This window comes from Nocardia sp. CS682, from assembly GCF_004634405.1.
GTDB lineage: Bacteria > Actinomycetota > Actinomycetes > Mycobacteriales > Mycobacteriaceae > Nocardia > Nocardia ninae.
The window spans coordinates 2,092,112-2,115,157 of sequence record NZ_CP029710.1 but is presented as its reverse complement, the minus strand read 5'-3'; the positions used below and the strand labels follow the sequence as shown (position 1 = coordinate 2,115,157).

The 23,046-nt window shown below is 68.0% G+C and carries 18 protein-coding genes; 11 read left to right on the top strand and 7 right to left on the bottom strand.

Annotated features, from left to right (window positions below):
- Positions 1-58: 58 nt before the first annotated feature.
- Complete coding sequence (locus tag DMB37_RS09365; RefSeq protein ID WP_135232356.1) at positions 59-1,585, top strand: PucR family transcriptional regulator; 1,527 nt, start codon at positions 59-61, stop codon at positions 1,583-1,585.
- 27 nt (positions 1,586-1,612) lie between these two features.
- Here DMB37_RS09365 and DMB37_RS09360 read toward each other — a convergent pair whose 3' ends face one another.
- Together DMB37_RS09360 and DMB37_RS09355 are read right to left on the bottom strand one after the other, a co-directional pair.
- Complete coding sequence (locus DMB37_RS09360; RefSeq protein WP_135232355.1) at positions 1,613-2,998, bottom strand: cytosine permease; 1,386 nt, start codon at positions 2,996-2,998, stop codon at positions 1,613-1,615.
- Positions 2,999-3,087: 89 nt separating this feature from the next.
- On the bottom strand, positions 3,088-4,065 hold the full coding sequence (locus tag DMB37_RS09355; protein ID WP_167768789.1) for an alpha/beta hydrolase: 978 nt from the start codon (positions 4,063-4,065) through the stop codon (positions 3,088-3,090).
- A 225-nt stretch (positions 4,066-4,290) separates the two neighbouring features.
- Here DMB37_RS09355 and cobA point away from each other — a divergent pair, with 225 nt between their 5' ends.
- On the top strand, positions 4,291-5,496 hold the full coding sequence (gene cobA, locus DMB37_RS09350) for a uroporphyrinogen-III C-methyltransferase (RefSeq protein WP_135237456.1): 1,206 nt from the start codon (positions 4,291-4,293) through the stop codon (positions 5,494-5,496).
- Positions 5,497-5,555: 59 nt separating this feature from the next.
- A complete protein-coding gene (locus DMB37_RS09345) occupies positions 5,556-7,004 on the top strand; it encodes an MFS transporter (protein WP_135237455.1) in 1,449 nt (482 codons plus the stop codon).
- A 19-nt stretch (positions 7,005-7,023) separates the two neighbouring features.
- Here DMB37_RS09345 and DMB37_RS09340 read toward each other — a convergent pair whose 3' ends face one another.
- From DMB37_RS09340 to DMB37_RS09330, 3 genes are all read right to left on the bottom strand, one after another.
- The gene (locus tag DMB37_RS09340; RefSeq protein WP_240772316.1) at positions 7,024-7,464 is read right to left on the bottom strand and encodes a PPOX class F420-dependent oxidoreductase; all 441 of its coding nucleotides are present in this window, start codon (positions 7,462-7,464) and stop codon (positions 7,024-7,026) included.
- Between the two features lie 57 nt (positions 7,465-7,521).
- Positions 7,522-8,889, bottom strand: coding sequence for an aspartate aminotransferase family protein (locus DMB37_RS09335; RefSeq protein WP_135232353.1), 1,368 nt, complete (start codon positions 8,887-8,889; stop codon positions 7,522-7,524).
- 77 nt (positions 8,890-8,966) lie between these two features.
- A complete protein-coding gene (locus DMB37_RS09330) occupies positions 8,967-10,457 on the bottom strand; it encodes a CoA-acylating methylmalonate-semialdehyde dehydrogenase (protein WP_135232352.1) in 1,491 nt (496 codons plus the stop codon).
- Between the two features lie 136 nt (positions 10,458-10,593).
- On the opposite strand from DMB37_RS09330, the gene DMB37_RS09325 reads away from it, so the two are divergent.
- The 5 genes from DMB37_RS09325 to DMB37_RS09305 all read left to right on the top strand — a co-directional run bounded on the left by DMB37_RS09325 (position 10,594) and on the right by DMB37_RS09305 (position 16,510).
- The gene (locus DMB37_RS09325; protein WP_135232351.1) at positions 10,594-12,186 is read left to right on the top strand and encodes a PucR family transcriptional regulator ligand-binding domain-containing protein; all 1,593 of its coding nucleotides are present in this window, start codon (positions 10,594-10,596) and stop codon (positions 12,184-12,186) included.
- An 86-nt stretch (positions 12,187-12,272) separates the two neighbouring features.
- A complete protein-coding gene (locus DMB37_RS09320) occupies positions 12,273-12,950 on the top strand; it encodes an NADPH-dependent F420 reductase (RefSeq protein ID WP_135232350.1) in 678 nt (225 codons plus the stop codon).
- Between the two features lie 557 nt (positions 12,951-13,507).
- Positions 13,508-14,557 carry a hypothetical protein gene (locus DMB37_RS09315; protein ID WP_135232349.1) on the top strand — a complete coding sequence of 350 codons (1,050 nt, stop codon included), beginning with the start codon at positions 13,508-13,510 and terminating at the stop codon, positions 14,555-14,557.
- Positions 14,544-15,593: an iron-containing redox enzyme family protein gene (locus tag DMB37_RS09310; RefSeq protein ID WP_135232348.1), complete on the top strand. Its 1,050-nt coding sequence runs from the start codon at positions 14,544-14,546 to the stop codon at positions 15,591-15,593. Before DMB37_RS09315 ends, DMB37_RS09310 begins: the two co-directional genes overlap by 14 nt.
- On the top strand, positions 15,566-16,510 hold the full coding sequence (locus DMB37_RS09305) for a DMT family transporter (protein ID WP_135232347.1): 945 nt from the start codon (positions 15,566-15,568) through the stop codon (positions 16,508-16,510). The genes DMB37_RS09310 and DMB37_RS09305 overlap by 28 nt, the downstream gene beginning before the upstream one ends.
- A gap of 430 nt (positions 16,511-16,940) precedes the next feature.
- Here the strand turns inward: DMB37_RS09305 and DMB37_RS09300 are convergent, their stop codons facing one another.
- Positions 16,941-17,672, bottom strand: a complete 732-nt coding sequence (locus DMB37_RS09300) for a hypothetical protein (protein WP_135232346.1) — start codon at positions 17,670-17,672, stop codon at positions 16,941-16,943.
- A gap of 213 nt (positions 17,673-17,885) precedes the next feature.
- On the opposite strand from DMB37_RS09300, the gene DMB37_RS09295 reads away from it, so the two are divergent.
- Entirely contained in the window at positions 17,886-18,521 is a 636-nt protein-coding gene (locus DMB37_RS09295) for a metal-dependent phosphohydrolase (protein WP_135232345.1), read from the top strand.
- A gap of 15 nt (positions 18,522-18,536) precedes the next feature.
- On the opposite strand, the gene yaaA is transcribed toward DMB37_RS09295, so the two are convergent.
- Complete coding sequence (gene yaaA, locus DMB37_RS09290; protein WP_135232344.1) at positions 18,537-19,280, bottom strand: peroxide stress protein YaaA; 744 nt, start codon at positions 19,278-19,280, stop codon at positions 18,537-18,539.
- A gap of 58 nt (positions 19,281-19,338) precedes the next feature.
- Between yaaA and DMB37_RS09285 the strand changes: the two genes are divergently transcribed.
- Both DMB37_RS09285 and DMB37_RS09280 read left to right on the top strand, forming a co-directional pair.
- Positions 19,339-21,096 carry a proline--tRNA ligase gene (locus DMB37_RS09285; RefSeq protein WP_135232343.1) on the top strand — a complete coding sequence of 586 codons (1,758 nt, stop codon included), beginning with the start codon at positions 19,339-19,341 and terminating at the stop codon, positions 21,094-21,096.
- A gap of 187 nt (positions 21,097-21,283) precedes the next feature.
- Positions 21,284-23,035: an acyl-CoA dehydrogenase family protein gene (locus DMB37_RS09280; RefSeq protein WP_135232342.1), complete on the top strand. Its 1,752-nt coding sequence runs from the start codon at positions 21,284-21,286 to the stop codon at positions 23,033-23,035.
- Positions 23,036-23,046 lie beyond the last annotated feature (11 nt).

Below are 23,046 nucleotides of genomic sequence, written 5' to 3'. Positions count from 1 at the left end.
CCACCGCAACGTACAGATCGTCCGCACAGGTCGTGGCCGCGGATGACAGGATGACCGTATGTTGCCCACTGTGCGCGAATTGCTCGACGACCAGTTCGCTGCCGCTGAACCACTCGTTTTAGCAGGTCACAGTGCCCTCGGGCGAACGGTGCGCTGGGTGCATTCGAGCGAGATCTACGAGATCAGCCCGCTGCTGTCCGGGGGAGAGCTCCTGCTCACCACCGGGCTCGGGCTGGCCGGGGTGGACGCGGGAACGCGGCGGCACTACCTCGGCGAGATCGCCGGGCGTGCGGTAGCCGGGGTGGCCGTCGAGCTCGGCCGGACCTTCGACGCCATTCCGCAGGACATGGTGGCTGAGGCGTCGCGCCACAGCCTGCCGTTGATCGCGCTGCGCGCCGTGGTGCCGTTCATCGATCTGTGCCGCACCGCGAATACCGAGATCGTGACCAGGGAGGTGCGGTCCTTGCGGCTACTCAACGAGCTCGGGCGGGACCTGGTCGGCGAGCTGGCTGCGGGCAATGGCCTCGCGCAGCTGCTCGGGCGAATCGGGGAGGTCACCGGTTGCGCGCTGATCGTGACGAGCGGTAATGGCGCGTTGATCGCCGCGCACGGGGTGGATGACGACCGATCGGCCTGGGCGGCAGTCGAATCCGCGACGGCCACCGCGTCCATCCGGGCCAGGGAGAACACCTGGGGGACGCTCACCGCGGGACCCGGCTCGGTGCTGGACGCTGCCACCCTCGTCACGGTGCTCGACCAATCCGCGCCGAGCCTCGGCCTCGCGCTGGCGCATTCGGGCACCCCGACCGGGCGCCCGCAGCTGGCGGCCGCGACGTTGCTCGCGGATCTGCTGGACGGTAAACCGATTCGGCAAGCCGATCTGAAGGTACGAGCCGCGGCGGCGGGCGTGCCCGCGTTGGCAGGGCGCACGCTCGTTCCGGTTGCGGCCGACGCACCGGAAACCCGCATCGCTACGCGCCTGATCGACACCGCGGCAAAGGAACTCGGCAGACCCGGGTTGCTGGCCGAGGTGCATGCCACCAGCTACGGGGTGTTCGCCATGGATCCGGCGACCGCCGACCCGGTCGGTGAAGCGGTTCGGTTGCTGCGCAATGCCTTCGCTACCAACGCCGTCGAGGGGGTGACGTTGGTCGTCGGTGATCCCTGCGAGTTCACCTCCGCCGCACTCACCGGATCATTGGACGCCGCCCGGTCCGCGCTGCGCTTGGCGACCCGTCATCGCCGGGACTGGCTGGCGGGCAGTCCCATCTCCACCTGCCGCGAGCTGGCCACCGAGCTCGTGGTCGAATCGCTGCCCGCACCGGAACGCAGCCGCCTGATCGCCACCACGATCGCCCCGCTGATCGCCTGGGACACAACGCATCACAGCAACCTGACGCGCACCCTGGAGGTCTATCTCCGCCACGGCGGCAGCCCGACCCGTTGCGCCACCGCCCTGCACATCGGCCGCCAATCCCTCTACCAGCGCCTGGACCGCATCCGCGACCTCCTCGGCTACGACCCGGCCGCCCCTGCCCTCACCGGCACCCTTCTGCTCGCCCTCTGCGCCCACCGGCTCTCCTGATGCCCGCCGACGAAGAGCGCGGGTCGCTCAGGCGGGAGTAGTGCGCCGCTGGGCCAGGAGGAAGTAGGCGGTGGCGGAGACAAGGAAGCCGACGAAGAAAGTGATGTCGCCCAGCTCGGGGACGTGGCGGACGAGGTAACCGGTGAACTTCGCCTGATGAGAGAACAGCAGCACCGACAGCGCCAGGCCGAACAAAAATGCCGATACCCCAGGCCAATTGGTGTAAGTGCGGTTGTAGAGCAGGTCATCGATCTTGCGTCCACGACGCAGGTACTGGTCGACGAACATCACGCCGAGCCACGGCCCGATCCAGTACGCGACGATCAGCAGAAACGCCTCATAGCTCGCGGCGGCATCGGGCAGCGCCCACCAGGCGACGAGGAACCCGACGGCGCCGAAGCAGATCGAGACCAGGGCGCGCTGGGTACGGACCGGCAGTTCGACGCCGATCGTCACGAATGCCATTGCGCCCGAATACACATTCAGCGCGTTCGCCGCGACAGCGCCCAGCGCGATGGCGAGCAGCGTCAGCTTCGCCAGCACGTCAGGCAGATTCGCGGTGAACACATCCGTCGGACTGCCCTGCGCCGCACCGGCAATAGTCGCCGACGCAGCCCCGAGCGTCGACAGCCACAGGCACGAGACGAACAACCCGGCGGCCGCGTATCCGCCCGTGGCGACCCGCGACACGGTCTTGGGCAGGTATCGGGAGTAGTCCGCCGCATACGGATTCCAACCGCCCGCATAACCGAACGCGGTACCGACCGTCAGCAGGAAACCGCCGATCCCGCCGACCCCACCCGCCGGCGCGCCCCCGCCGAGCTCGGCCTTGCTGAAAATCGCGATGGTCACCACGACGAACACCACCGCGAGGATCGGGAACGCGAACCGCTCGAACGCGTGCACCAGGTTGTGCCCGAACACGGCGAAGCCGGTCTGCGCCACCACGATCAGGATCAGCGCCGTGAGCTTGGGCATCCCGGTCAGCGTGCTCAACGCCCACGCGCCGCTCACACTGTTGGTGGCGAACCAGCCGACCCCGCACATGATCGACATGAACGCCGCGGGCAGTGCGTTGCCGCGATACCCGAAGGCCGAGCGTCCCAGCACCATCTGCGGCACGCCGTGCGCGGGCCCGCGCCCCGACAGCACGAAATGCGCCGCCGCACCCAGCCCGACCCCCACCGCGAGCCCCAGCGTCGCCTGCCAGAAGTTCATGCCGAACGCGGTGACCGACAGCACGCCGATGAAGATGGTGGCGAACTCCAGGTTCGGCGACATCCAGGTCCAGAACAGCTGCCGCGGCTTGCCGTGCCGGGCGTCGTCGGGGATGTACTCGTTGCCGCCCGGCTCCACCGCGATGACGCGGTCGGCGTACCCGGAGGCCAGCGGCGGGTCATCGGTCAAAGCCATGCATGAACACTCGTCGGTGCGGGCCGGGTCGGCAACCGACGTTTCGTACGTCAGTCAGCGCCGTCGGGTGGACAGTTCGCCCGTCCGGTTCAGCCGGTGACGGTGCCGACCTGATGGCGCCAATTCGGCGAGGGGGCGAAGAACTCACCGCTGCCCGTGCGGAACGCGTCGCGGGCAGCGGCGTCTCCGCGCAGCTGCGCCATCAACCATGCCGTCGGATAGCCGAGGTAGCCGTACACCCCGTTCGTGCACGGGTCCGACGCGGTCGCGCAGTCCGGCTGGCCCTGCACGTCGTTGTGGTCGGGGCCGTTGAGCGTGCCCCACACCTTGGGCAGGCTAGCCGGAGTCGCCTCGTAGTACGCCTGGTTCGACTGCAAGCCCTCGACCTGCCACGGCACCAGCTGATGTGAGGGGGAGACGAGAGCATCGGACGACCCGTTCACCAAGAACACCGAACCCGTTGTCAGCGAACGAGTGTCGGCACAGGTTTCCTGGGTGGAACAGAAGTGCTGCGCCGGAATCTCTATCGGCACCGCGGTCTTGATCGCCCCGCCCGAATCACGCAGGGCGTTCAGCACTCCCGCGGCGCCTTGCGAATGTCCCATCGCGCCAACGGCCGTCGGGTCCAGCTTTCCGAAGAACACACTCGCCGGATCGTCGGCCTGCGCCAGCAGGTAGTCCAACGACTGCCGAATGTCGGCCCCGGACCCGGTGTTCTGGTTCTCGGTGGCGATCACGACGAAGCCCCACGACGCCAGATGCCGCAGCAGATAGGCGTATTGGCTCGGCACTGCCTTGGTCCCGTTGCCCCACACGACAATCGGGTGCCGCTCCTGCCCCAGATCGGTCGGGTACCACACATCGAACTTCGCCCCGGTGGTGTCGCAGCAACCGAACCCGATCCGCTCGGTCACCGCGGCGGGACCCGGCTGGAAGTACTTCGACTCGATTCCCTGCGTCGGCACGTAGGGCGACGGATCGGCGTGCGCCACACCAGCCGCGGCAGGCACCCACGCAAGAGCCACCGACGCCACCACCACGTGCACTGCCCGACTCCAGCGGTTCATGCGGCCGAGTATAGGAATGATCTTCGTGCGTGACCCGGCCCGGTTTCGGCCATTTCCCGCTGGTCGCCCCGTGTTCGTGCGGCCCATTATCGGCGGTGACCGAGTCGATTGCCGTCACTTCGGACACAGGCCGTAGGCTCGAAAACTGTGCCGAACACGTCAGACCACACCGCCGACCAGGCGGTATCCGAGACCGCCTCGCCCAATGAGGGCGATCCGAACTACCTGGTCGGGCTCGATCTCGACGGCCGCCGCGTCGTCGTGGTCGGTGGCGGCACGGTGGCCCAGCGCAGGCTCGGCCTGCTGATCGCCTCCGGTGCGGACGTGCACGTGATCAGCCGCGAGGTCACCCCGGCGGTCGAAGGCATGGCGACCTCCGGGCAAATCACCGTCACGCTGCGGCCCTACGCCGACGGCGACCTGGACGGCGCCTGGTACGCGATCGCCTGCACCGACGAGCCCGCGACCAACGCCGCTGTCGTCGAAGAGGCGACCCGGCGGCGGATCTTCTGTGTGCGCGCCGACAACGCGCGCCTCGGCACCGCGGTCACCCCGGCGACCGCCCGCTACGACGGCATGACCCTCGGCGTGCTGGCCGGTGGGCAGCACCGGCGCTCGGCCGCGGTGCGCAACGCGCTGCTCGAGGCGCTGCAATCCGGTGTGGTGACCGATGATTCGACACCGATCACCCCGGGCGTCGCGCTGGTCGGCGGCGGACCGGGCGATCCGGACCTGATCACGGTGCGTGGGCGCCGGCTGCTCGGCCGCGCGAACTTGGTGGTCGCCGACCGGCTCGCCCCGCCGGAACTGCTGGCCGAACTCGGCCCCGACGTCGAGGTGATCGACGCCGCCAAGATTCCCTACGGCCGCGCGATGGCTCAGGACACGATCAATGCCGCGCTGATCGAGGGTGCCAAGGCGGGCAAGTTCGTGGTTCGGCTCAAGGGCGGCGACCCGTACGTCTTCGGCCGCGGCTTCGAGGAGCTGGCGGCCTGCGTCGACGCGGGCATCCCGGTGACCGTGGTCCCCGGCATCACCAGCCCGATCTCGGTCCCTGCGGCCGCCGGTATCCCGGTGACACATCGCGGGGTCACCCACGAATTCGTAGTGGTCAGCGGTCATGTCGCCCCGGATCACCCGGACTCGCTGGTCGACTGGCCTGCGCTGGCCCGGCTGCGCGGCACCATCGTGCTGATGATGGCCGTCGAACGGATCGAGCAGTTCGCGACGGTGCTCATCGAGGGCGGCCGCCCCGCGACCACCCCGGCGACCGTCATCCAGGAGGGCACGATGCGCAATCAGCGCGTGCTGCGCGCGGACCTCGGCACCGTCGCCGCCCGGGTGCGCGAGGAGGGCATCCGCCCGCCCGCGATCGTGGTGATCGGCCCCACGGCGGGATTTTCGGCGGACGACGCGACCGGAAGCCGATAGACCATCAATTACAGTGGCTCACTGTGCTCCAGAATCCCGCTGCGAAAACGCAGTATCCGATGACGCAGCGGGCCTTCGGACTCGCCATTCTCGTGCTGAGCGGGCTGCAGCTCATGGTGGTGCTCGACGGCACCGTGGTGATCTTCGCCCTGCCCCGGCTGCAGGAGGAGATGGGCCTGTCCAGCGCGGGCAGCGCGTGGACGGTCACCTCCTACGGCCTCACCTTCGCCGGACTGATGCTGCTCGGCGGCCGGCTCGGCGACGCCTTCGGGCGCAAACGCATGCTGATCATCGGCGTCGGGCTGTTCACCTTCGCCTCGCTGCTGTGCGGATTGGCGCAGAACGAGGGCATGCTGCTGGCCGCCCGGGCGATCCAGGGCGCGGGCGCGGCGATCGCGGCACCGACCGCATTCGCCCTGGTGGCAACGACTTTCGCGCCGGGCAAGGCGCGTAACCAGGCGATCGCGATCGTCGGCTCGATGGTCGGCATCGGCTCGGTAGGTGGCCTGGTCGTCGGCGGTGCGCTGACCCAGGTGTCGTGGCGCTGGATCTTCCTGATCAACGTGCCGATCGGTGCGCTCATCATTCTCGGCGCGGTGTACAAGCTCGCCGACACCGCCCATCACCGGTCGCCGCTGGACGTGCGCGGCGCGGTGCTCGGCACGCTCGCCTGCGCCGCCATCGTGTTCGGCGCGACCGAGGGGCCCGAAATGGGCTGGGACCACCCGGCCATCATCGGCGCGCTGATCGGTGGCGCGGTGCTGCTCGTGGTGTTCGTGTTGATGGAGCGTCGGATCGCCGATCCGCTGCTGCCGTGGTCGCTGTTCGACAGCCGCGATCGGGTGGCGACCTTCCTGCTGATCTTCCTGGCCGGTGGCGTCCTCGGCGCGATGACGTTCTTCGTCGCGCAATTCCTGCAGAACGTGATCGGTTACAGCCCGCTGCAAGCCGGTGTCGCGGCCATCCCGTTCACCATCGGCATCGGCATCGGCGGCGCGCTGGCCTCCAAGGCCGCGATGTTCGTCGCGCCACGCTGGCTGCTGGCCGGGGCGGCGACGGTGCTCGGGATCGGCCTGCTGTTCGGCGCGACGCTCGACGGCGACGTGCAGTACCTGACCACCCTGTTGCCGCTGCTGATCGTGATCGGCTTCGGTGTCGGCATGGCGATGGTGCTCGCGCCGCTGTGTGTGCTGGTCGGGGTGTCTGCCGAGAACATCGGGCCGCTGTCCGCGGTCGGGCAGATGTTCATGAACCTGGCGACGCCGGTGGCGATCGGGCTGCTCAGCCCGATCGCGGCCTCGCGCACGCTGTCGCTGGGTGGCCGCACCGGCAAGGTGACCGACATGAACGCGACCGAGGTCGCCGCGCTGGGCAGCGGCTACACGCTGGTGCTTTTCGTGTGCGCGATCGTCGCGTTCGTGGCCGGGCTCATCGCGCTGACGCTGCGGTTCACGCCGCAGCAGCTCGCGCAGGCGCAGCACGCGCAGGAAGAGGCCCAGCAGGCGTGAGCCTGCCGGGCCGCAGCCGTCAGAGGCGTCCGGCAACCTTGCGCGGCGTCACGCGGACGATCACGCGCGGGCCGTCGTTGACCGAGGCGGGATTGAAGTCCAGGTACTTCTGACCGGTGTACTTCAGGGACAGCTCGTCCGGCAGTGTCTTGTCCGGGTCCGGGGTGAGCGTCGCGGTGCCGCGCACCTCCGCGTAGGTGTACGGATTCTCCGGCGGGTTGATCATGACGGTAACCCGCGGGTCGCGCGCCAGGTTCTTGCCCTGCTGGCGATCGGTGGTGGTGGAGAACAGCAGGTCGTCGCCGTCGCACTTCAGCCAGATGACGGTCAGGTGTGGTTGCCCGTTGGGCCCGACCGTCGCCACGGTCGCGAACACCTTCGACTCGTCCAGATGCTTCTTCAGATCTTCGGAAAGCTCAGCCGTATTGGTCACGCACAGCTGGAACGCTCGGTGCGCCACAGACATTCCGGCCCGGCGGAATCCGGGACCCGCCGTCGCGGGCCCCGGCCGTCGTCGTCAGGACGTGTGCTGGTCGGCGACGGTCAGCGCACGGTCGAGGATGGCCAAACCCTCCTTGGCCTCGGCCTCGCCGACGATGCACGGCGGCACCACGTGCAGCCGGTTGAAGTTGACGAACATCAGCAGGCCTGCGGCCCGGCACGCGCCGACGACCTCGGTCATCGCCGGACTCGTTCCGCCGTAGGGCGCGAGCGGTTCGCGGGTGGCCCGGTCGCGGACGAGTTCCAGCGCCCAGAACACCCCGGTACCGCGCACCTCGCCGATGCTCGGATGGTGCGCGGCGAGCTCACGCAGGCCGGGACCGAGCACCCGGTCGCCGATCTCGGCGGCGTTCTCGATGAGGTGTTCGTCGGCCATCGCGTTGATCGTGGCGACCGCGGCGGCGGTGGCCAGCGGATGACCCGAGTACGTGAGCCCGCCGGGATAGGGCCGGTCGTCGAAGGTGGCGGCGACGGCGGGACTGATCGCGACACCGCCGAGCGGCACGTACCCGGAGTTCACGCCTTTGGCGAAGGTCAGCAGGTCGGGGACGACGCCCTCGAAATGCTCGATGGCGAACCACTTTCCGGTGCGGCCGAACCCCGACATCACCTCGTCGGCAATGAAGATAATGCCGTACTTGTCGCACAGTGCCCGGACCCCGGCCATATATCCGGGCGGCGGAATCATGATTCCCGCTGTGCCGGGGATGGATTCGAGCACGATGGCGGCGATGGTGCTCGGTCCCTCGAACACGATGGTCTGCTCGAGATGCGCCAGCGCGCGCTCGGCCTCCTCGGCTTCGTTCGTGGCGTGGAACTGCGTGCGGTACAGGAACGGGCCGAAAAAGTGCACCACCCCGCTGTTTCCGTGATCGTTGGGCCAGCGCCGCGGGTCTCCGGTCAGGTTGATCGCGGTCTCGGTGCCGCCGTGGTAAGAGCGGTAGCGCGTCAGCACCTTGTAGCGGCCGGTGTGCAGCCTGGCCATCCGCACCGCGTGTTCCACCGCCTCGGCGCCGCCATTGGTGAAGAAGATCTTGTTCAGCTCGCCGGGGGTCCGCTCGGCGATCAGCCTGGCCGCCTCCGAGCGCGCGTCGTTGACGTGCGGCGGTGCGACGGTGCACAGTTTGGCCGCCTGCTCCTGCACCGCCGCAACGACTTTCGGGTGTTGATGGCCGATATTGGTGTTCACCATCTGCGAAGAGAAGTCGAGCAGCCGGTTCCCCTCGCCGTCCCAGACATAGCAGCCTTGGGCGGCACTGATCGTCATCGGGTCGAGGTGCGCCTGGGCGGACCAGGAGTGGAAGACGTGGCGGCGATCGAGCTCGTACGCGCGTTCGGCCGCCGCGCGGGCGGTCTCCGGTGTCAAGCCGTTCGGGAGGGACATCGGCGAGTTCTCCTGCGTCGCTGGTGTTGTCGGCAAGGGGTTAGGCGGCGGCCCGCTACTTGTTCTCGGGGCTGTATCTATTTGTTCTCGGGGAAGCCGAGGTTCAGCCCGCCGTGGCTCGGGTCGAGCCAGCGCGTGGTGACCGCCTTGCCGCGGGTGAAGAAATGCACGCCGTCGGCGCCGTGCGCGTGCGAGTCACCGAACAGCGAGTTCTTCCAGCCGCCGAAGCTGTAGTAGGACATGGGAACCGGGATCGGCACGTTGATGCCGACCATGCCGACCTCCACCTCGTTGTGGAAGCGCCGGGCCGCGCCGCCGTCGTTGGTGAAGATGGCGGTGCCGTTGCCGTAGGGGTTGGCGTTGATCAGCGCGAGCGCGTCGTCGTAGGTGTCCACCCGCACCACCGACAGGACGGGGCCGAAGATCTCGTCGGTGTAGACGCTCATGTCGGTGCCGACGTGATCGAGGATCGTCGGGCCGAGCCAGAACCCGTCCGATTCGCCGTCGGCGTCGATCCCGCGACCGTCGAGAACGACGGTGGCACCGGCGGATTCGCCGGCCGCGATGTACTCGGCGACCCGATCGCGATGCGCGCGGGTGACCAGCGGGCCCATGTCGGCGTCGCGGGTGCCGTCGCCGGTCTTGATGGTGGTGGCCCGCTCGGTGATCTTGCCGACCAGCTCGTCGCCCGCGCCGCCGACCGCGACGACCACGCTGATCGCCATGCATCGCTCACCGGCGGAACCGAATCCGGCGTTCACCGCGGCGTCGGCGGCCAGGTCCAGGTCGGCGTCCGGCAGCACCACCATGTGGTTCTTCGCGCCGCCGAGCGCCTGCACCCGCTTGCCCGCGGCCGTGCCGCGCTGGTAGACGTACTGCGCGATCGGGGTGGAGCCGACGAACGACACCGCCTTGATGGCGGGGTTGTCCAGCAGCTCGTCGACCGCCACCTTGTCACCCTGCACCACATTGAATACGCCTGCGGGCAAGCCGGCTTCGTCCCACAGCCGGGCCAGCCACAGCGATGCCGACGGATCCTTCTCGCTCGGCTTGAGCACCACGGTGTTGCCCGCGGCGATGGCCAGCGGGAAGAACCACATCGGCACCATCGCCGGGAAATTGAACGGCGAGATGACGGCCACCGGACCCAGCGGCTGCCGGATGGAGAAGATGTCCACCTTCGTCGACGCGTTCTCGGTGTAACCGCCCTTCAGCAGATGCGGTACGCCACAGGCGAATTCGACGACCTCCAGGCCGCGGCTGACCTCGCCCATGGCGTCGGCGAGCACCTTGCCGTGCTCGGCGGTGATCAGCTTCGCCAGCTCTTCCTTGCGCTCGTTCAGCAGCTCGCGGAACCGGAACAGGATCTGGGTGCGCCGGGCCAGCGAGGTGTCCCGCCAGGCCGGGAAGGCGTCCGCCGCGGAGTCGATCGCCGCACGGGTGTCCGCGACATTCGCGAGCGCGACCTGTCCGGTCACCACCCCGGTCGCCGGATTGGTCACCGGCGCGGTCGCCTCGCTGGTGCCTGCGAAAGCCTTGCCGTCGAGCCAGTGCGCGATTGTCTGCATTTCTCCTCGATTCGATCCGTGAGCGTCGCGGTGCGTCGGCGGGTGGACGCCTCCTGGGTACTACTCTGCGGCATCAACGATCCTCGGTGCCCCGACGATCTGTACGTGATTTCCGATTTCGTATTACGATTCGTCGGTGCTTCTTTCCGTGGCCGACGTGCTGGCGATGCCGGCCGTGCGCGCCGGGGATCCGCAGGTCGTGGCCGGTGGGTCGCTGGACCGGCCGGTGCGCTGGGTGCACGTGAGCGACGTGGCCGACGTGGCGCAGCTGCTCGTCGGCGGCGAACTGATCCTCACCACCGGTCAGGCCATGCGCCACGGTGACATCGCGACGGTCGGCTACCTGACCGCGCTGGCCGCCGCCGGGGTCGCGGGGCTGGTCATCGAGCTGGGCGGCTATGTGCCCGAACTCGCGCCGGTCGTCGCCGCGACCGCCGACGCGCTCGGCCTGCCGTTGATCGTGCTGCACAAGGTCACCCGGTTCGTCGAGATCACCGAGGCGGTGCACCGGGTCATCGTGGCCGAGCAGTACGCGGAGCTCGAGTTCGCGCGCACCGTGCACGAGACCTTCACCGACCTCAGCGTGCGCCGCGCCTCGCTGGCCGAGATCGTGAAAACCGCTGCGGACATGCTCGATTCGTCGGTGGTGCTGGAGGATCTGGCGCACCGGGTGCTCACCCTCACCGCCAGGCACGCGTCCACCTCGACGCTGCTGGAGAACTGGGAGACCACCTCACGGCTGCTGCCCGACGGCTGGGACGCGGTGGCCGTCGGCCCGCACACCCAGCGCTGGGGACGGCTGATCCTGCCGTCCGGCGACGTGCCGACCGCCCGCGCCAGGATGGTGCTGGAGCGGGCCGCGCAGACGCTCACCCTGCACCGGATGATCGAGAAGGACCGCTTCGGCCTGCACCGGCAGGCGCAGACCGGCCTCATCGACGACATGGTCAACGGCCGGGTGCTCGACGAGCGGGACGCGATAGCCCGAGCCGCAGCGCTGGGCCTGGCCCGGCGCGCGGCCTATGTGCCGCTGGCCATCGACATCGCCGCGGTCGCGGAGACCGACCCGGTGGCCAGGCAACGCCGTGCCGCGGGCATCCTGGACGCGGTCACCCACGGCCTCGGGTTGGCGAAGCTGACCGCGCTCGCCGCCGCCGACCAGGGCGACCGGGTCGGCATGATTCTGGCGCTGCCGCGCACCGGCGTGCTCGACGACAGCCTCACCGCCGCCTGCACCGCGATCATCGGCGAGGTGCGCCGGGTCGACGGCGTCGAGCGGGTAGTCATCGGCGTCGGCGCGGAATCGGATTCGCTGCTCGATACCGCGCACGAGCTGCCGCACGCCGCCCACGTCGCGGAAGTGGCGCTCTCGCTGGAGACTTCGCGGCCGTTCTACCGCAGCGGCGATGTGCGGCTGCGCGGCCTGCTCTCGCTGATCCGCAACGAACCCGGCGTCCAGCGCTTCGCCGAAACGGAGCTGAGTGCGTTGCTGCGCTACGACATTCGGCACACCGCCGACCTGACCCGCACACTGCGCCAGTTCCTCGATCTGGCGGGCAACAAGACCGAGCTCGCGCGCAGGCTCAATATCAGCAGGCCCACCCTGTACGACCGGCTGGCCCGGATCGAGCGGATCCTCGCCGTCGATCTCGAGGACGGGGAGTCGCGCACGTCGCTGCACGCCGCGCTGCTCATCCGCGACCTCACCGCCAACGCCGACGTGCCATGAGCACTGCGCGTGACATCGCTCACGCTCCGCCGCCGTAATCGGCATGTGGCGGGAACATCGCAGGTCCAGGCGGTGTTCCAGGCGCTATGACCACCCTTGGATTGATCGGCAGCGGGAACATCGGTAGCACGGTGGCGCGGCTCGCGATCGCCGCGGGGTTGGACGTGGTACTCAGCAACTCGCGTGATCCGCAGACCCTGGCCGAGCTCGTCGCGGAACTCGGCCCGCGGGCGCGGGCGGCGACCGCCGAAGAGGCGGGCGCGGCGGGGGACATCGTGGTGGTGGCCGTGCCACTGCGCAATTACCAGCAGATACCGGTGGCGCCGCTGGCGGGCAAGGTCGTGATCGACGCCAACAATTACTATCCGGACCGGGACGGCACCTTCCCCGAGCTGGCGGACGGGGCCATGACGACGAGCGAGCTGTTGCAGAAGCATGTGCCGACGTCGAAGGTCGTCAAGGCGTTCAACAACATCTACTTCCTGCACCTCGCGGCGCTGGCTCGCCCCGTCGCCTCGCCGGATCGCACGGCGTTGCCGATCGCCGGCGACGACGCGGACGCGAAAGCCGCTGCGGCCCAACTGCTCGACGTGCTGGGGTACGACACGGTCGATGCCGGCTCGCTGAGTGAGAGCTGGCGCTTCCAGCCGAATACTCCGGTTTACACCGACGCGTACGCGACGGGAGTTCCGTTCTGGGAGAACGCCGCCGCGCCTGCCGACGCCGCGAAGATTCGCGCGCTGCTGGCCGCCGCCCAGCATTGACGCCAGGTAACTGAACCGATTACCTCGAACCCGGGAGTGCATCGCGCTCCCGGGTTCGGTATGTCGGTCTCCTCGCAATTCGATGTCGTGTCTTCTTTTGGATATGTTGCGGCGCAGGAGAACTCGAATTCGCAAAGTAAGTGATCGCTCAATTACCTCGACGTCTTCTGCTATGCCGATTGCACACTCCGGGCCGCCGTGGTGACGGTGTGCTTACGTAACTGACACTTTGCAAGTTGTCATCCCCCAGAAAGGGGGTTAAACGCTAAATATCAAGTGTGCCAATAGAATTGACCTCTGAATCGGACCGGTCCTGTTATTCTTGGCTCGTCCGATCATCGGACAATTCAGCAACCGCTCGGCGTCAGCCCACCCAGCGGTTGGCACCGGGCGCAGGATTCCCGAGGGGAGGTTTGGTCATGAAAATTCGTCGCACTTCGAAGGTTGTTGCTCTGACCGCTGTTCACCTCTGAGTTCGCAGCAGAGTAAGGATGGGGCGCCCGAACGGGGCGCCCCACCCGACCCTTTAATTCCTGGCACGAAAGGTCGACGGCGCGGTGACTCGAACAATCCCGGGCAAGCCCCAGCTCTTGGCAGAGGTGTCGGACACCTCTGCCAACACTCTCGAATTGCGCAGTGGGGAGGTGACATTCGAGGTCGAGCCGGAAGACGACATCACCGCCGCGCAGCTCGGCGCGGTATTGCGCTCGACCGACGGCACCGCTTCGCTGTCGGAGATCTCGGCGAAGACCGGCGTCGCGCCGGACAAGCTCACGACGATCCTGCTGCCCGCGCAGATCGCGGGCCTGCTCGCCGACCGCTCGACACCCGAGGCCGAGTCGCCGATGGCGGTGCTCAGCAGTGTCGAGCACGTGGTGAACAAGCTGCTCGAAGAACTGATCTTCGACGGCCCGTTCTGGCGCGCGATACTCGACCACCCTGAGCAGGTCGAGCCGAACGTGTATTACGGCTTCGGCCTGGAGAACTGGTATTTCCTCTCGCGGGAAAGCGAATTCGACTCCGCGATCCTGTCCTATCCGAGCAGTGACGCGATCCGCACCATGGCCAACGACTTCTATCACGAGGAGCACCGCCACGACGACATCGTGGTGCGGGCCTTCGAGGGCTTGGGGATCAGTCGTCAGGACCTGGTGTCCGCCCGGCCGTTGTCCACCACCTCCGCCCTGATCAAATTGCTGTCCTGGTGGGCGCGCACCGATCCGCTGTTCTTCATCGCCACCATCGGCATCCTCGAGGGCCGCCTGGAGAAGGCCGAAAGCGAAGGGGCGTACTACGACTCGTTCCTGCGCGCCGCGGCCGCCGCGGGCATCGCCACCCACTTCGTGGAACCGCTGCGCCAGCACGCGAAGGTCAACGCCGGCCACGATCACGGCAGCGTGAGCCGCGAGTTCTTCGCGGCGCTGCCGCCGCTTCCGGTCGGCACCGAGGCCCGCCTGGTCGGCAAGGCGCACCTGTTCGTCGAGGCCTACGCCGAGTTCTTCAACGGAATTCTCGAATATTACGGCGATCCCGATCGGCCACTGGTGCGCACGATCGGCACGTCACCCGTCACTACCACCGCAGGAGTCGAAAATGGCCGGTCATGAAATGCTGCGGCGGCCGACCTTGCGCCGCGAGGTCGAGCGGACCGAGACCGCCGATGGCGTCCGCCTGTCCTACCTGAACGACAAGCATTGGATCGAGCTCGAATATCTGGAAGGTCGCGCCGACGAATCGCGAAAGTTCTTCCTGGCCTTGGCATCCGGTGCCCGGTCGGCCGACGATCTGGCCGCCGAATTCCCCGGCAGCCGGGAAGAGTTCGACGCGGTGCTCGAAGCGCTCGACGAACAGGGCATGCTGGCCGACTCGGACGTGGTCGATCCGTCCACCGGAACCACCGGTGTCGGCGCTTACGCGCATCTGAAGCGGGCAGCCGATGCGGCGCGGGCGACCATCAACAGCCCGTTCAGCGATGCGCTGGTTTCCGGGAAGCTGTCCAGGGAACAGATCATCGGCTACGCCATCGAGTACTGGCATGTCACGCATTTGTGCCCGCGCGCGCTCGCCCCGCTGCTGGCGCGCGACGATATCGGCATCGAGGTCTGGCAGCAGTTCATGGCCTTCTATCAAGCCGAACGCAACCACGACCGCATGCTGGAACGGTCGTTGAAGGCGGTCGGCATCACCCGCGATCAGCTGCTGCGGATGCAGCCGCTGCCCGCGACCATGGCGATCATGGCGACCATGGGCGTGCACGCCTACCAGTTCCCGCTCGGCATCATCAGCACGCTGTTCCCGATGGAGGAGCCGGAACCGGACTTCCTCGAGCTGTTCCTCGCGCGCTGCCGGGAACACGATCTGTCGGAGGAATTCTCCAAGCCGATCGCCGCGCACTCCGGGGTGAACGAGGACGAGGAGCACGAGGCCGTCACCCTCGATCTGCTCGCCGAATTCTCCTTCGTCGGCAACGAGGAACTCAACGAATGCGCCAAGGCGGTCGTGGACATCATCGAGCTGCGCGCCCGGCTGGATAGCCAGATCATGACCTGGTACGCCGACGGCGGGCTGCGAATTCTCACCGACACGTATCCAGTGGCGACGGGAAGGGCGATGACGTGCTCGCCGCTAGCCGCCTTGCACTGATCGCACTGGCGGCTATCTGGGGTTCCAACTTCCTGTTGGTCGATGTGGCGTTGGGTGGCTCCAACCCGGCACAGATCGTGGCGGCGCGACTGTGGCTGGGCGGGGCCATCCTGCTCGGGGTGTGTGTGGCGATGCGGCGGCACCTGCCGCGCGGGTGGAGTATCTGGGCGCGGCTGCTGCTGATGGGGATTCTGGGGCAGGCCTTGCCCTGGATGCTGTTCGCCTGGGGTCAGCAGAACGTGTCGGTCAGCATGGCGGGCATCTACAACAGCGTGACACCCTTGGCGTCCTTGCCGGTGGTTTGGCTCCTGTTGCGGCAGAAGGGAAGTCGCGGCGAGGTGGTCGCCTCGGTGCTGGGCTTCGGTGGGATCGTCGTGCTGATGGCGCCGTGGGGCGAGCAGTCGAGCTCGTCGTTGACCGGGCAGCTCGCGTGCCTGGGCGGTGCCGTCTGCTACGCCATCGCTTATGCGTATGCGAAGCATCTGATCAGTACGCTCGGCTATTCGAAGGTCGCGCTGGCGGCGAGTCAGGCGATCGTCGCCGGTGTGCTGATGCTGGTGGTCACCGCTCCGCAGCTGCTCGAACCGATGGATCCCGGTGCGGCGGTGATGGGTTCGTTGATCGCGATGGGTGTCGGGACGGCGGTGGCGTTTCTGCTCAACTACTGGTTGATCGGCGCGGTGGGGCCGTTGCAGGCCGGGCTCGCCTTCTATCTGATGCCGCTGGTGGCGGTGGCGCTCGGCATCGGGGTGCGCGGTGATGTGCTGTACCTGCACCAGATCCTCGGCGCCGCAGTGGTATTCGGTGCGCTGGCGTTGCAGTACGCCATCGATCGACGGGAGTCGCTCGACGTGCCGGTACCCGAGGTGGCGCCGGACAACGTGGTCGAGCTTGCGAAACGCCGGCCGGCCGGGTGAGGAGCAAGTGCCGGGAATTGGGGAACCCGGGAGCGTAGCCTGCTCCCGGGTTCCATTCAATGCTGCCCAATTCGCACACCGCGGTAATGGGATCGGATGAGACTCAGATTCACGACGTGTCCTACGGTTGGACCACCTCCGCATGGGCGCGGAAGGCCGGAGTTGAACCGGCACCTCGTCGCGTGCGTGTCCTTTCCTCGTCTCGCGGTGTTCGGCAGCGAATACTCGTGCTGGAGCGAGAGTCTGAGATTGAGCACGGTTGCCTCTACCAGTTGGGCTACCCGGACCTGGATGCCCGGGAGGGGACTCGAACCCCCACTGACGCCGTGTAATTCAGCTTTAGCTTCAGATTGAGTTTGCGCTCCTTGCGCTTCCCCCGCACGCGGCGGGGGAGTCTGTGGGCTCGGGGCCGGAACGGCCCCGAGCGGGTTCAGTGGAAGAGGTAGCCGAAGATCGCGTCACCGGTCTTGCGATCGGTGACCTCGGTCCCGTTGGCCGCCTCGCGGGCGAACTGCACTGCCCGCTGGAGCTTCTCGACCCGCACGGCCAGCTCGTTGACCCGGCGGGCCGGGAGGGCGCCGGAGAAGCGCACCATCGTCCAGTAGCCGACGGTGATGTCCTCGTAGTACACCTCCACCTGGGCCGGGTGCTTCTCGGTCGCCTCGGCCTTCACGTGGTTACGCGGCACCTTCTTGGTGCGCATGGTGCGTACCGGGTCGGTGCGCCAGGTGTCGGAGGAGTCGTCGAACGACCACACCTCGGCCGCGTCGAGCACCGGCAGCTTGCGCACGAAGGTGTGCAGCTCGGCCAGCTGCTTCTCCAGGAACAGCAGGTAGGAGACCGGCACGTCGCGCAGCAGCACCTCGCCCTCGACCGACACATCGGCCTTGGCCTCGGTGTTCGCCCAGTCCTTGGTCGCGGTGACGTCGAACAGGCGGGTCAGCGTGGCCGCGGTTTGGCGCAGCACCTCCTCGGACTTCACCTGCACCCGGGTGGACTCGGACGGGATCTGCTCGCCCTCTTCGTCTTTCGGCTGATAGGTTCGCGCGATACCGGCCAGCAGCGGTGCCTTCTGCAGCGACCCGTGCGCCTCGGCCAGCTCGCGCAGCGCGCCGCTCTTGATGCCCTTCTCGACCGCGATGATCTGATTCAGCTTCGTCATCTCTACCTCCCCGCCGCGCAATCCCGCGCGGTGCACCGACATTCGGCCCGGGGTAACCGAATCCTCCCGTTTCGGAAACCCCGAGCTCCTGTGCCACGGTACGGACACGTGGCGGGTCGGCGCATCTCATTTTCCGCGGTCGATGCGGGACGTGCCGTAGACCACAGCGGTCGAGGCATTGTCGGCGGCTGCCCGGTTGGTCAGACTGTGCTGATGGGGACATCGACGGAGACGGACCTGCGCGCGCGGTGGGTAGAGCTGGCGGGACCGGGGGCCGAGGTGGTTGGGGCCGAGCTGATCCGCCGATATCAGGAACCTCATCGGCGGTATCACACTGTTGATCACCTGGCCGCGATGCTCGGTGTCATCGATGAGCTGGCCGGCGATGCCGAGGACGCCGACGCGGTCCGGTACGCGGCGTTCTTTCACGACGCGATCTACGCGGTCGATCGTTCGGACAATGAAGAGCAGAGTGCGGTGCTGGCCGAGGAAGTCCTCGAATCCCTCGGCGCCGCACCGGAACTCGTCGGTGAGGTGGCGAGGTTGGTGCGGCTCACCGCGACGCACGACCCGGCCGATGACGACCGGAACGGCGGCGTGCTCTGCGACGCCGACCTCGCGGTGCTGGCGGCCGACGAGCAGGGGTATGCGGCGTACACGGAGGCGGTGCGGGAGGAGTACCGGCACGTGCCCGACGAGCTGTTCCGGGCCGGGCGCGCGGCGGTGCTCCAGGGGCTCGCCGGGCAGCCGAGGTTGTTCCGAACGCCCACGGCGCGCGCACGATTCGAGGCTGCCGCGCGGGACAATCTCGACCGCGAGCTGGTCGCGTTGACAACGTCGACGGGCTGAGCAGCGCAGGGCCTCTCAGGTGATGATCAAAAGCTCTGTCGGCGAGGCGATTTCGGTGCGCAATCCCGCTTTGCTCGCCACGCGGGCGAGACCGCGCACGTCGGTGGGTTCGGCGCGGGTCAGCACGAGGGCGCGGGCGAGCAAGCCCTTGTGATGCTTGTTGAAGTGGCTCACCACGGTGCGGCTGCCGTCGGGGTGCTCGGTGAGGACGTTGGCGGTGACGGCGCCCGGGACGCGGCCGAGCTGCTGGTAGGTGCCGGAGCGCAGGTCGACGACCAGATCACCGTTGGCCTCGGCGAGCAAGGCGTCGGCGAGGGAGTCGCGCCACACCGCCGAAAGGGTCGGCAGGCCGGGCAGTTTCGAGCCGCCGGAGAGCCGGTAGGCGGGGATCGGGTCGCTCGCGCGCACCGCGCCGAACAGCGCCGAGCCGATGCCGAGTCGCGCGTACGCCTTGGCCCGCTGCGGTTTGCTGAACGAGCGCGCGTCGAGCGCGTCGTAGAGCACGCCGGTGTAGCGCTCCAGCGCGGGCCGGGTGGGGGAGGTGCGCAATGCCGCATTGCGGGCGATCTCGCTGTCAGCCCCCTTGCCGAGACCGAGCACGGTGCGCGCGGCGTCCGGGTCGGTGGCCAGCTTCGTCACCGCGTCGACGAGCCGCTCGCGCACCGCTGTGAGCTGCGGCATCGACAGCGCGGCCAGGTCGAGGGGCACGTCGGTACCGCCGTCGGACTTGGTTTCGGAGGGAGGCAGCAGCACCAGCACGAGCGATTACGGTAATGCGTTGCGAGCGGCGTCGCGCCAGCGACTACCCTGTGCATCCGTGATCACCCGCCTCTCTCGCCTTTTCCTGCGTACCCTGCGCGACGATCCCGCCGACGCCGAGGTGCCCAGCCACAAACTGCTCGTCCGCGCCGGATACGTGCGGCGCATCGCGCCGGGCGTCTACTCCTGGCTGCCGCTGGGCCTGCGAGTGCTGCGCCGGGTCGAGAACGTGGTGCGCGAGGAGATGGACGCGATGGGCGCCCAGGAGATCTCGCTGCCCGCGCTGCTGCCGCGCGACCCGTACGAGACCACCAACCGGTGGACCGAGTACGGCGACAGCCTGTTCCGGCTGCAGGACCGCAAGGGCGCGGACTACCTGCTCGGCCCGACGCACGAGGAGCTGTTCGCGCTCACCGTGAAGGGCGAATACAACTCGTACAAGGACCTGCCGGTCACCCTGTACCAGATCCAGAACAAGTACCGCGACGAGGAGCGACCGCGCGCGGGCATCCTGCGCGGGCGCGAGTTCATCATGAAGGACTCGTACTCGTTCGACCTGGACGAGGACGGCCTGAAGGCCAGCTACGACGCGCATCGCGAGACGTACCAGCGGATCTTCGACCGGTTGCAGGTCAAGTACGTCATCGTGGCGGCCACCTCCGGCGCGATGGGCGGCAGTGCGTCCGAGGAGTTCCTGGCCGACAGCCCGGTCGGCGAGGACACGTATGTGCGCTGTGTCGAATCCGGTTACGCGGCGAACGTGGAGGCTGTGATCACGCCGACGCCCGAGCCGCTGCCGATCGAGGGACAGCCCGAAGCGGTCGTGCACGACACCCCGGACACCCCCACCATCGCGACGCTCGTCGACTGGGCCAACGGCGCCGGAATCGCCGAGCAGTTCGGTCGCCCGGTGACCGCGGCCGACACCTTGAAGAACATCATGGTGAAGCTGCGCCACCCGGACGGTAAGTCCGAGATCGTCGGCGTCGGCATCCCCGGCGACCGCGAGGTCGACGACAAGCGCCTCGGTGCCTCCGTCGAGCCCGCCGAGGTCGAGTTGCTCACCGAGGCCGACTTTGCCGCCAACCCGTTCCTGGTGAAGGGGTACATCGGGCCGAAGGCATTGCAGGCCAACGGTGTTCGCTACTTGGTCGATCCCCGCGTTGTCACCGGCACCGCCTGGATCACCGGTGCGGACGCGCCGGGCAAGCATGTTGTCGGCCTCGTCGCAGGCCGGGACTTCACCCCGGACGGCACCATCGAGGCCGCCGAGGTCCGCGACGGCGACCCCTCGCCCGACGGCCGCGGCCCGCTGGTCGCGTCGCGCGGTATCGAGATCGGCCACATCTTCCAGCTCGGCCAGAAGTACACCAACGCCTTCGACGTCGACGTGCTCGGCGAGAACGGCAAGCCGGTGCGCCTGACCATGGGCTCCTACGGCGTCGGCGTCTCCCGCATGGTCGCGGTGATCGCCGAGCAGCAGCACGACGAGAAGGGCCTGCGCTGGCCCGCCGAGATCGCGCCCTACGACGTCCACGTCGTCATCGCGAACAAGGACGAGGCCGCCCGCGCGGGCGCCGAAGAAGTAGTGGCCGGCCTCAACGCCCAAGGTCTCGACGTCCTCTTCGACGACCGCACCGCTTCCCCCGGCGTCAAGTTCAAGGACGCCGAACTGCTCGGCATGCCCCTGGTCCTCGTCGTCGGCCGCGGCTGGGCCGAAGGAAAGGTCGAACTCCGCGACCGCTTCACCGGCGAAGCCGAGGATCTCCCCGCCGACTCCGCGGTCGCCGCGGTAGTCGCCAGGGTTCGCGGCTAGCCACCCACCTCGACCAGCGCGGCCCCGATGGACATCCCATCGGGGCCGCGTTTTTGCATTCCCGCGGCGGGTCAGGACAGATCGCGGAACGCGGCGGCACGGACCTACGGGAGCGTAGGCGGGATTTGCTGTGTGACGTTGGGCAGACCTGCTCCGGCGTGCTGTTACCCGCTGGTAAGTTAACGGCATGACGAGCACCGATCCGTTGTTGTTCAACCCGGCCACTTATGACCCGAAGCAGTTCGATGCCGAGACTCGGCGGCTGTTGCGGGCGACGATCGAGTGGTTCGAGGGGCGGGGTAAGCGCCAGCTGCTCGCGGACGACGCGGACGCGGTGTGGACGGCGGAGTTCCTGGACTTCGTCGCGAAGGAGAAGCTGTTCGCGACCTTCCTGACGCCGGCCGCCTATGCCGACGGCGACGAGAACCGGCGCTGGGATGCGGCGCGCAACGCGGCGCTGTCGGAGATCTTCGGCTTCTACGGTTTGGCGTACTGGTACGCCGAGCAGGTGACCATCCTCGGACTCGGCCCGATCTGGCAGAGCGACAACGAGGAAGCCAAGAAGCGGGCGGCCGCCGACCTGGCCGAGGGCCAGGTGATGGCGTTCGGGCTGTCCGAGCGCGAGCACGGCGCCGACATCTACAACACCGACCTGGTGCTGACCCCGAGCGCACCGGGCAGTGACGACGCCGAGGCGGGCATCCTGTTCCGCGCCAACGGTGAGAAGTACTACATCGGCAACGGCAATGTGGCGAGCATGGTTTCGGTGTTCTCGCGGCGCGAGGATGTCGAGGGCGCGGACGGCTACGTGTGGTTCGCCGCGGACAGCCGGCACGAGAACTACCGGCTGCTCGGCAATGTCGTGCACCAGCAGATGTACGTCAGCACGTTCCGTCTGGAGAACTACCCGGTGCGCGCGCAGGACATCCTGCACACCGGACCTGAGGCGTTCTCGGCGGCGCTGAACACCGTCAACGTGGGCAAGTTCAACCTCTGTCACGGCGGCATCGGGATGGTCGAGCACTCCTTCTACGAGGCGATCACGCACGCGAACAACCGCATCCTCTACGGCAACCCGGTCACCGAGTTCCCGCATGTGCGAACGAATTTCGTCGACGCCTACGCCCGCATCGTGGCGATGAAGCTGTTCAGCGACCGCGCCGTCGACTACTTCCGCAGCGCAAGCCTGGAGGACCGGCGCTACCTGCTGTTCAACCCGATGACGAAGTCCAAGGTGACCTCCGAGGGCGAGACCGTGATGACGCTGCTGCTGGATGTGCTCGCGGCCAAGGGGTTCGAGAAGAACACCTACTTCGCCGAGGTGGCGCGGCTGATCAACACGCTGCCCCGGCTCGAGGGCACCGTGCATGTGAACGTCGGGCAGATCCTGAAGTTCATGCCGAACTACCTGTTCAACCCGAAGGAATACCCGGAGATCGGCACCCGCCAGGACGCCGCCGACGACGAGTTCTTCTGGCATCAGGGCCCGGCCCGCGGCGCGGGCAAGGTGCAGTTCGCCGACTGGACGCCCGCGTACGCCAAGCACGCCGACATCCCCAACGTCGGTCGCTTCTTCGAGCAGGCCCAGGCGCTGCGCACGCTGCTGACCACCGCGGCACCGAGCGGCGACCAGCAGAAGGACCTGGACTTCATGCTGACCATCGGCCACCTGTTCTCCCTGGTGGTCTACGGCCAGCTGATCCTGGAGCAGGCCGCCATCACCGGCCTGGACCGCGATCTGCTCGACCAGATCTTCGACTTCCAGATCCGCGACTTCAACACCTACGCCACCACGCTCTACGGCAAGCCGTCCGCCACCCCCGACCAGCAGGGTTGGGCCGCATCGGCTTTGCGTCCGCCGGTCGCCGACCGGGCCCGCTTCGACCGTGTCTGGGCCGAGGTGGCGTCGTACGACGGTGCGTACGAGATGCGCCCGTAGGCTGCGAATTC

Excerpts from the sequence above, each read along its gene's own strand:
- DMB37_RS09300 (WP_135232346.1), bottom strand. The coding sequence starts at position 17,672 with ATGACGAAGCTGAATCAGATCATCGCGGTCGAGAAGGGCATCAAGAGC.
- DMB37_RS09295 (WP_135232345.1), top strand. The coding sequence starts at position 17,886 with ATGGGGACATCGACGGAGACGGACCTGCGCGCGCGGTGGGTAGAGCTG.
- DMB37_RS09360 (WP_135232355.1), bottom strand. The coding sequence starts at position 2,998 with ATGGCTTTGACCGATGACCCGCCGCTGGCCTCCGGGTACGCCGACCGC.
- DMB37_RS09335 (WP_135232353.1), bottom strand. The coding sequence starts at position 8,889 with ATGTCCCTCCCGAACGGCTTGACACCGGAGACCGCCCGCGCGGCGGCC.
- DMB37_RS09280 (WP_135232342.1), top strand. The coding sequence starts at position 21,284 with ATGACGAGCACCGATCCGTTGTTGTTCAACCCGGCCACTTATGACCCG.
- DMB37_RS09355 (WP_167768789.1), bottom strand. The coding sequence starts at position 4,065 with ATGAACCGCTGGAGTCGGGCAGTGCACGTGGTGGTGGCGTCGGTGGCT.
- DMB37_RS09320 (WP_135232350.1), top strand. The coding sequence starts at position 12,273 with ATGACCACCCTTGGATTGATCGGCAGCGGGAACATCGGTAGCACGGTG.
- DMB37_RS09365 (WP_135232356.1), top strand. The coding sequence starts at position 59 with ATGTTGCCCACTGTGCGCGAATTGCTCGACGACCAGTTCGCTGCCGCT.
- DMB37_RS09310 (WP_135232348.1), top strand. The coding sequence starts at position 14,544 with ATGGCCGGTCATGAAATGCTGCGGCGGCCGACCTTGCGCCGCGAGGTC.
- DMB37_RS09345 (WP_135237455.1), top strand. The coding sequence starts at position 5,556 with ATGACGCAGCGGGCCTTCGGACTCGCCATTCTCGTGCTGAGCGGGCTG.
- DMB37_RS09330 (WP_135232352.1), bottom strand. The coding sequence starts at position 10,457 with ATGCAGACAATCGCGCACTGGCTCGACGGCAAGGCTTTCGCAGGCACC.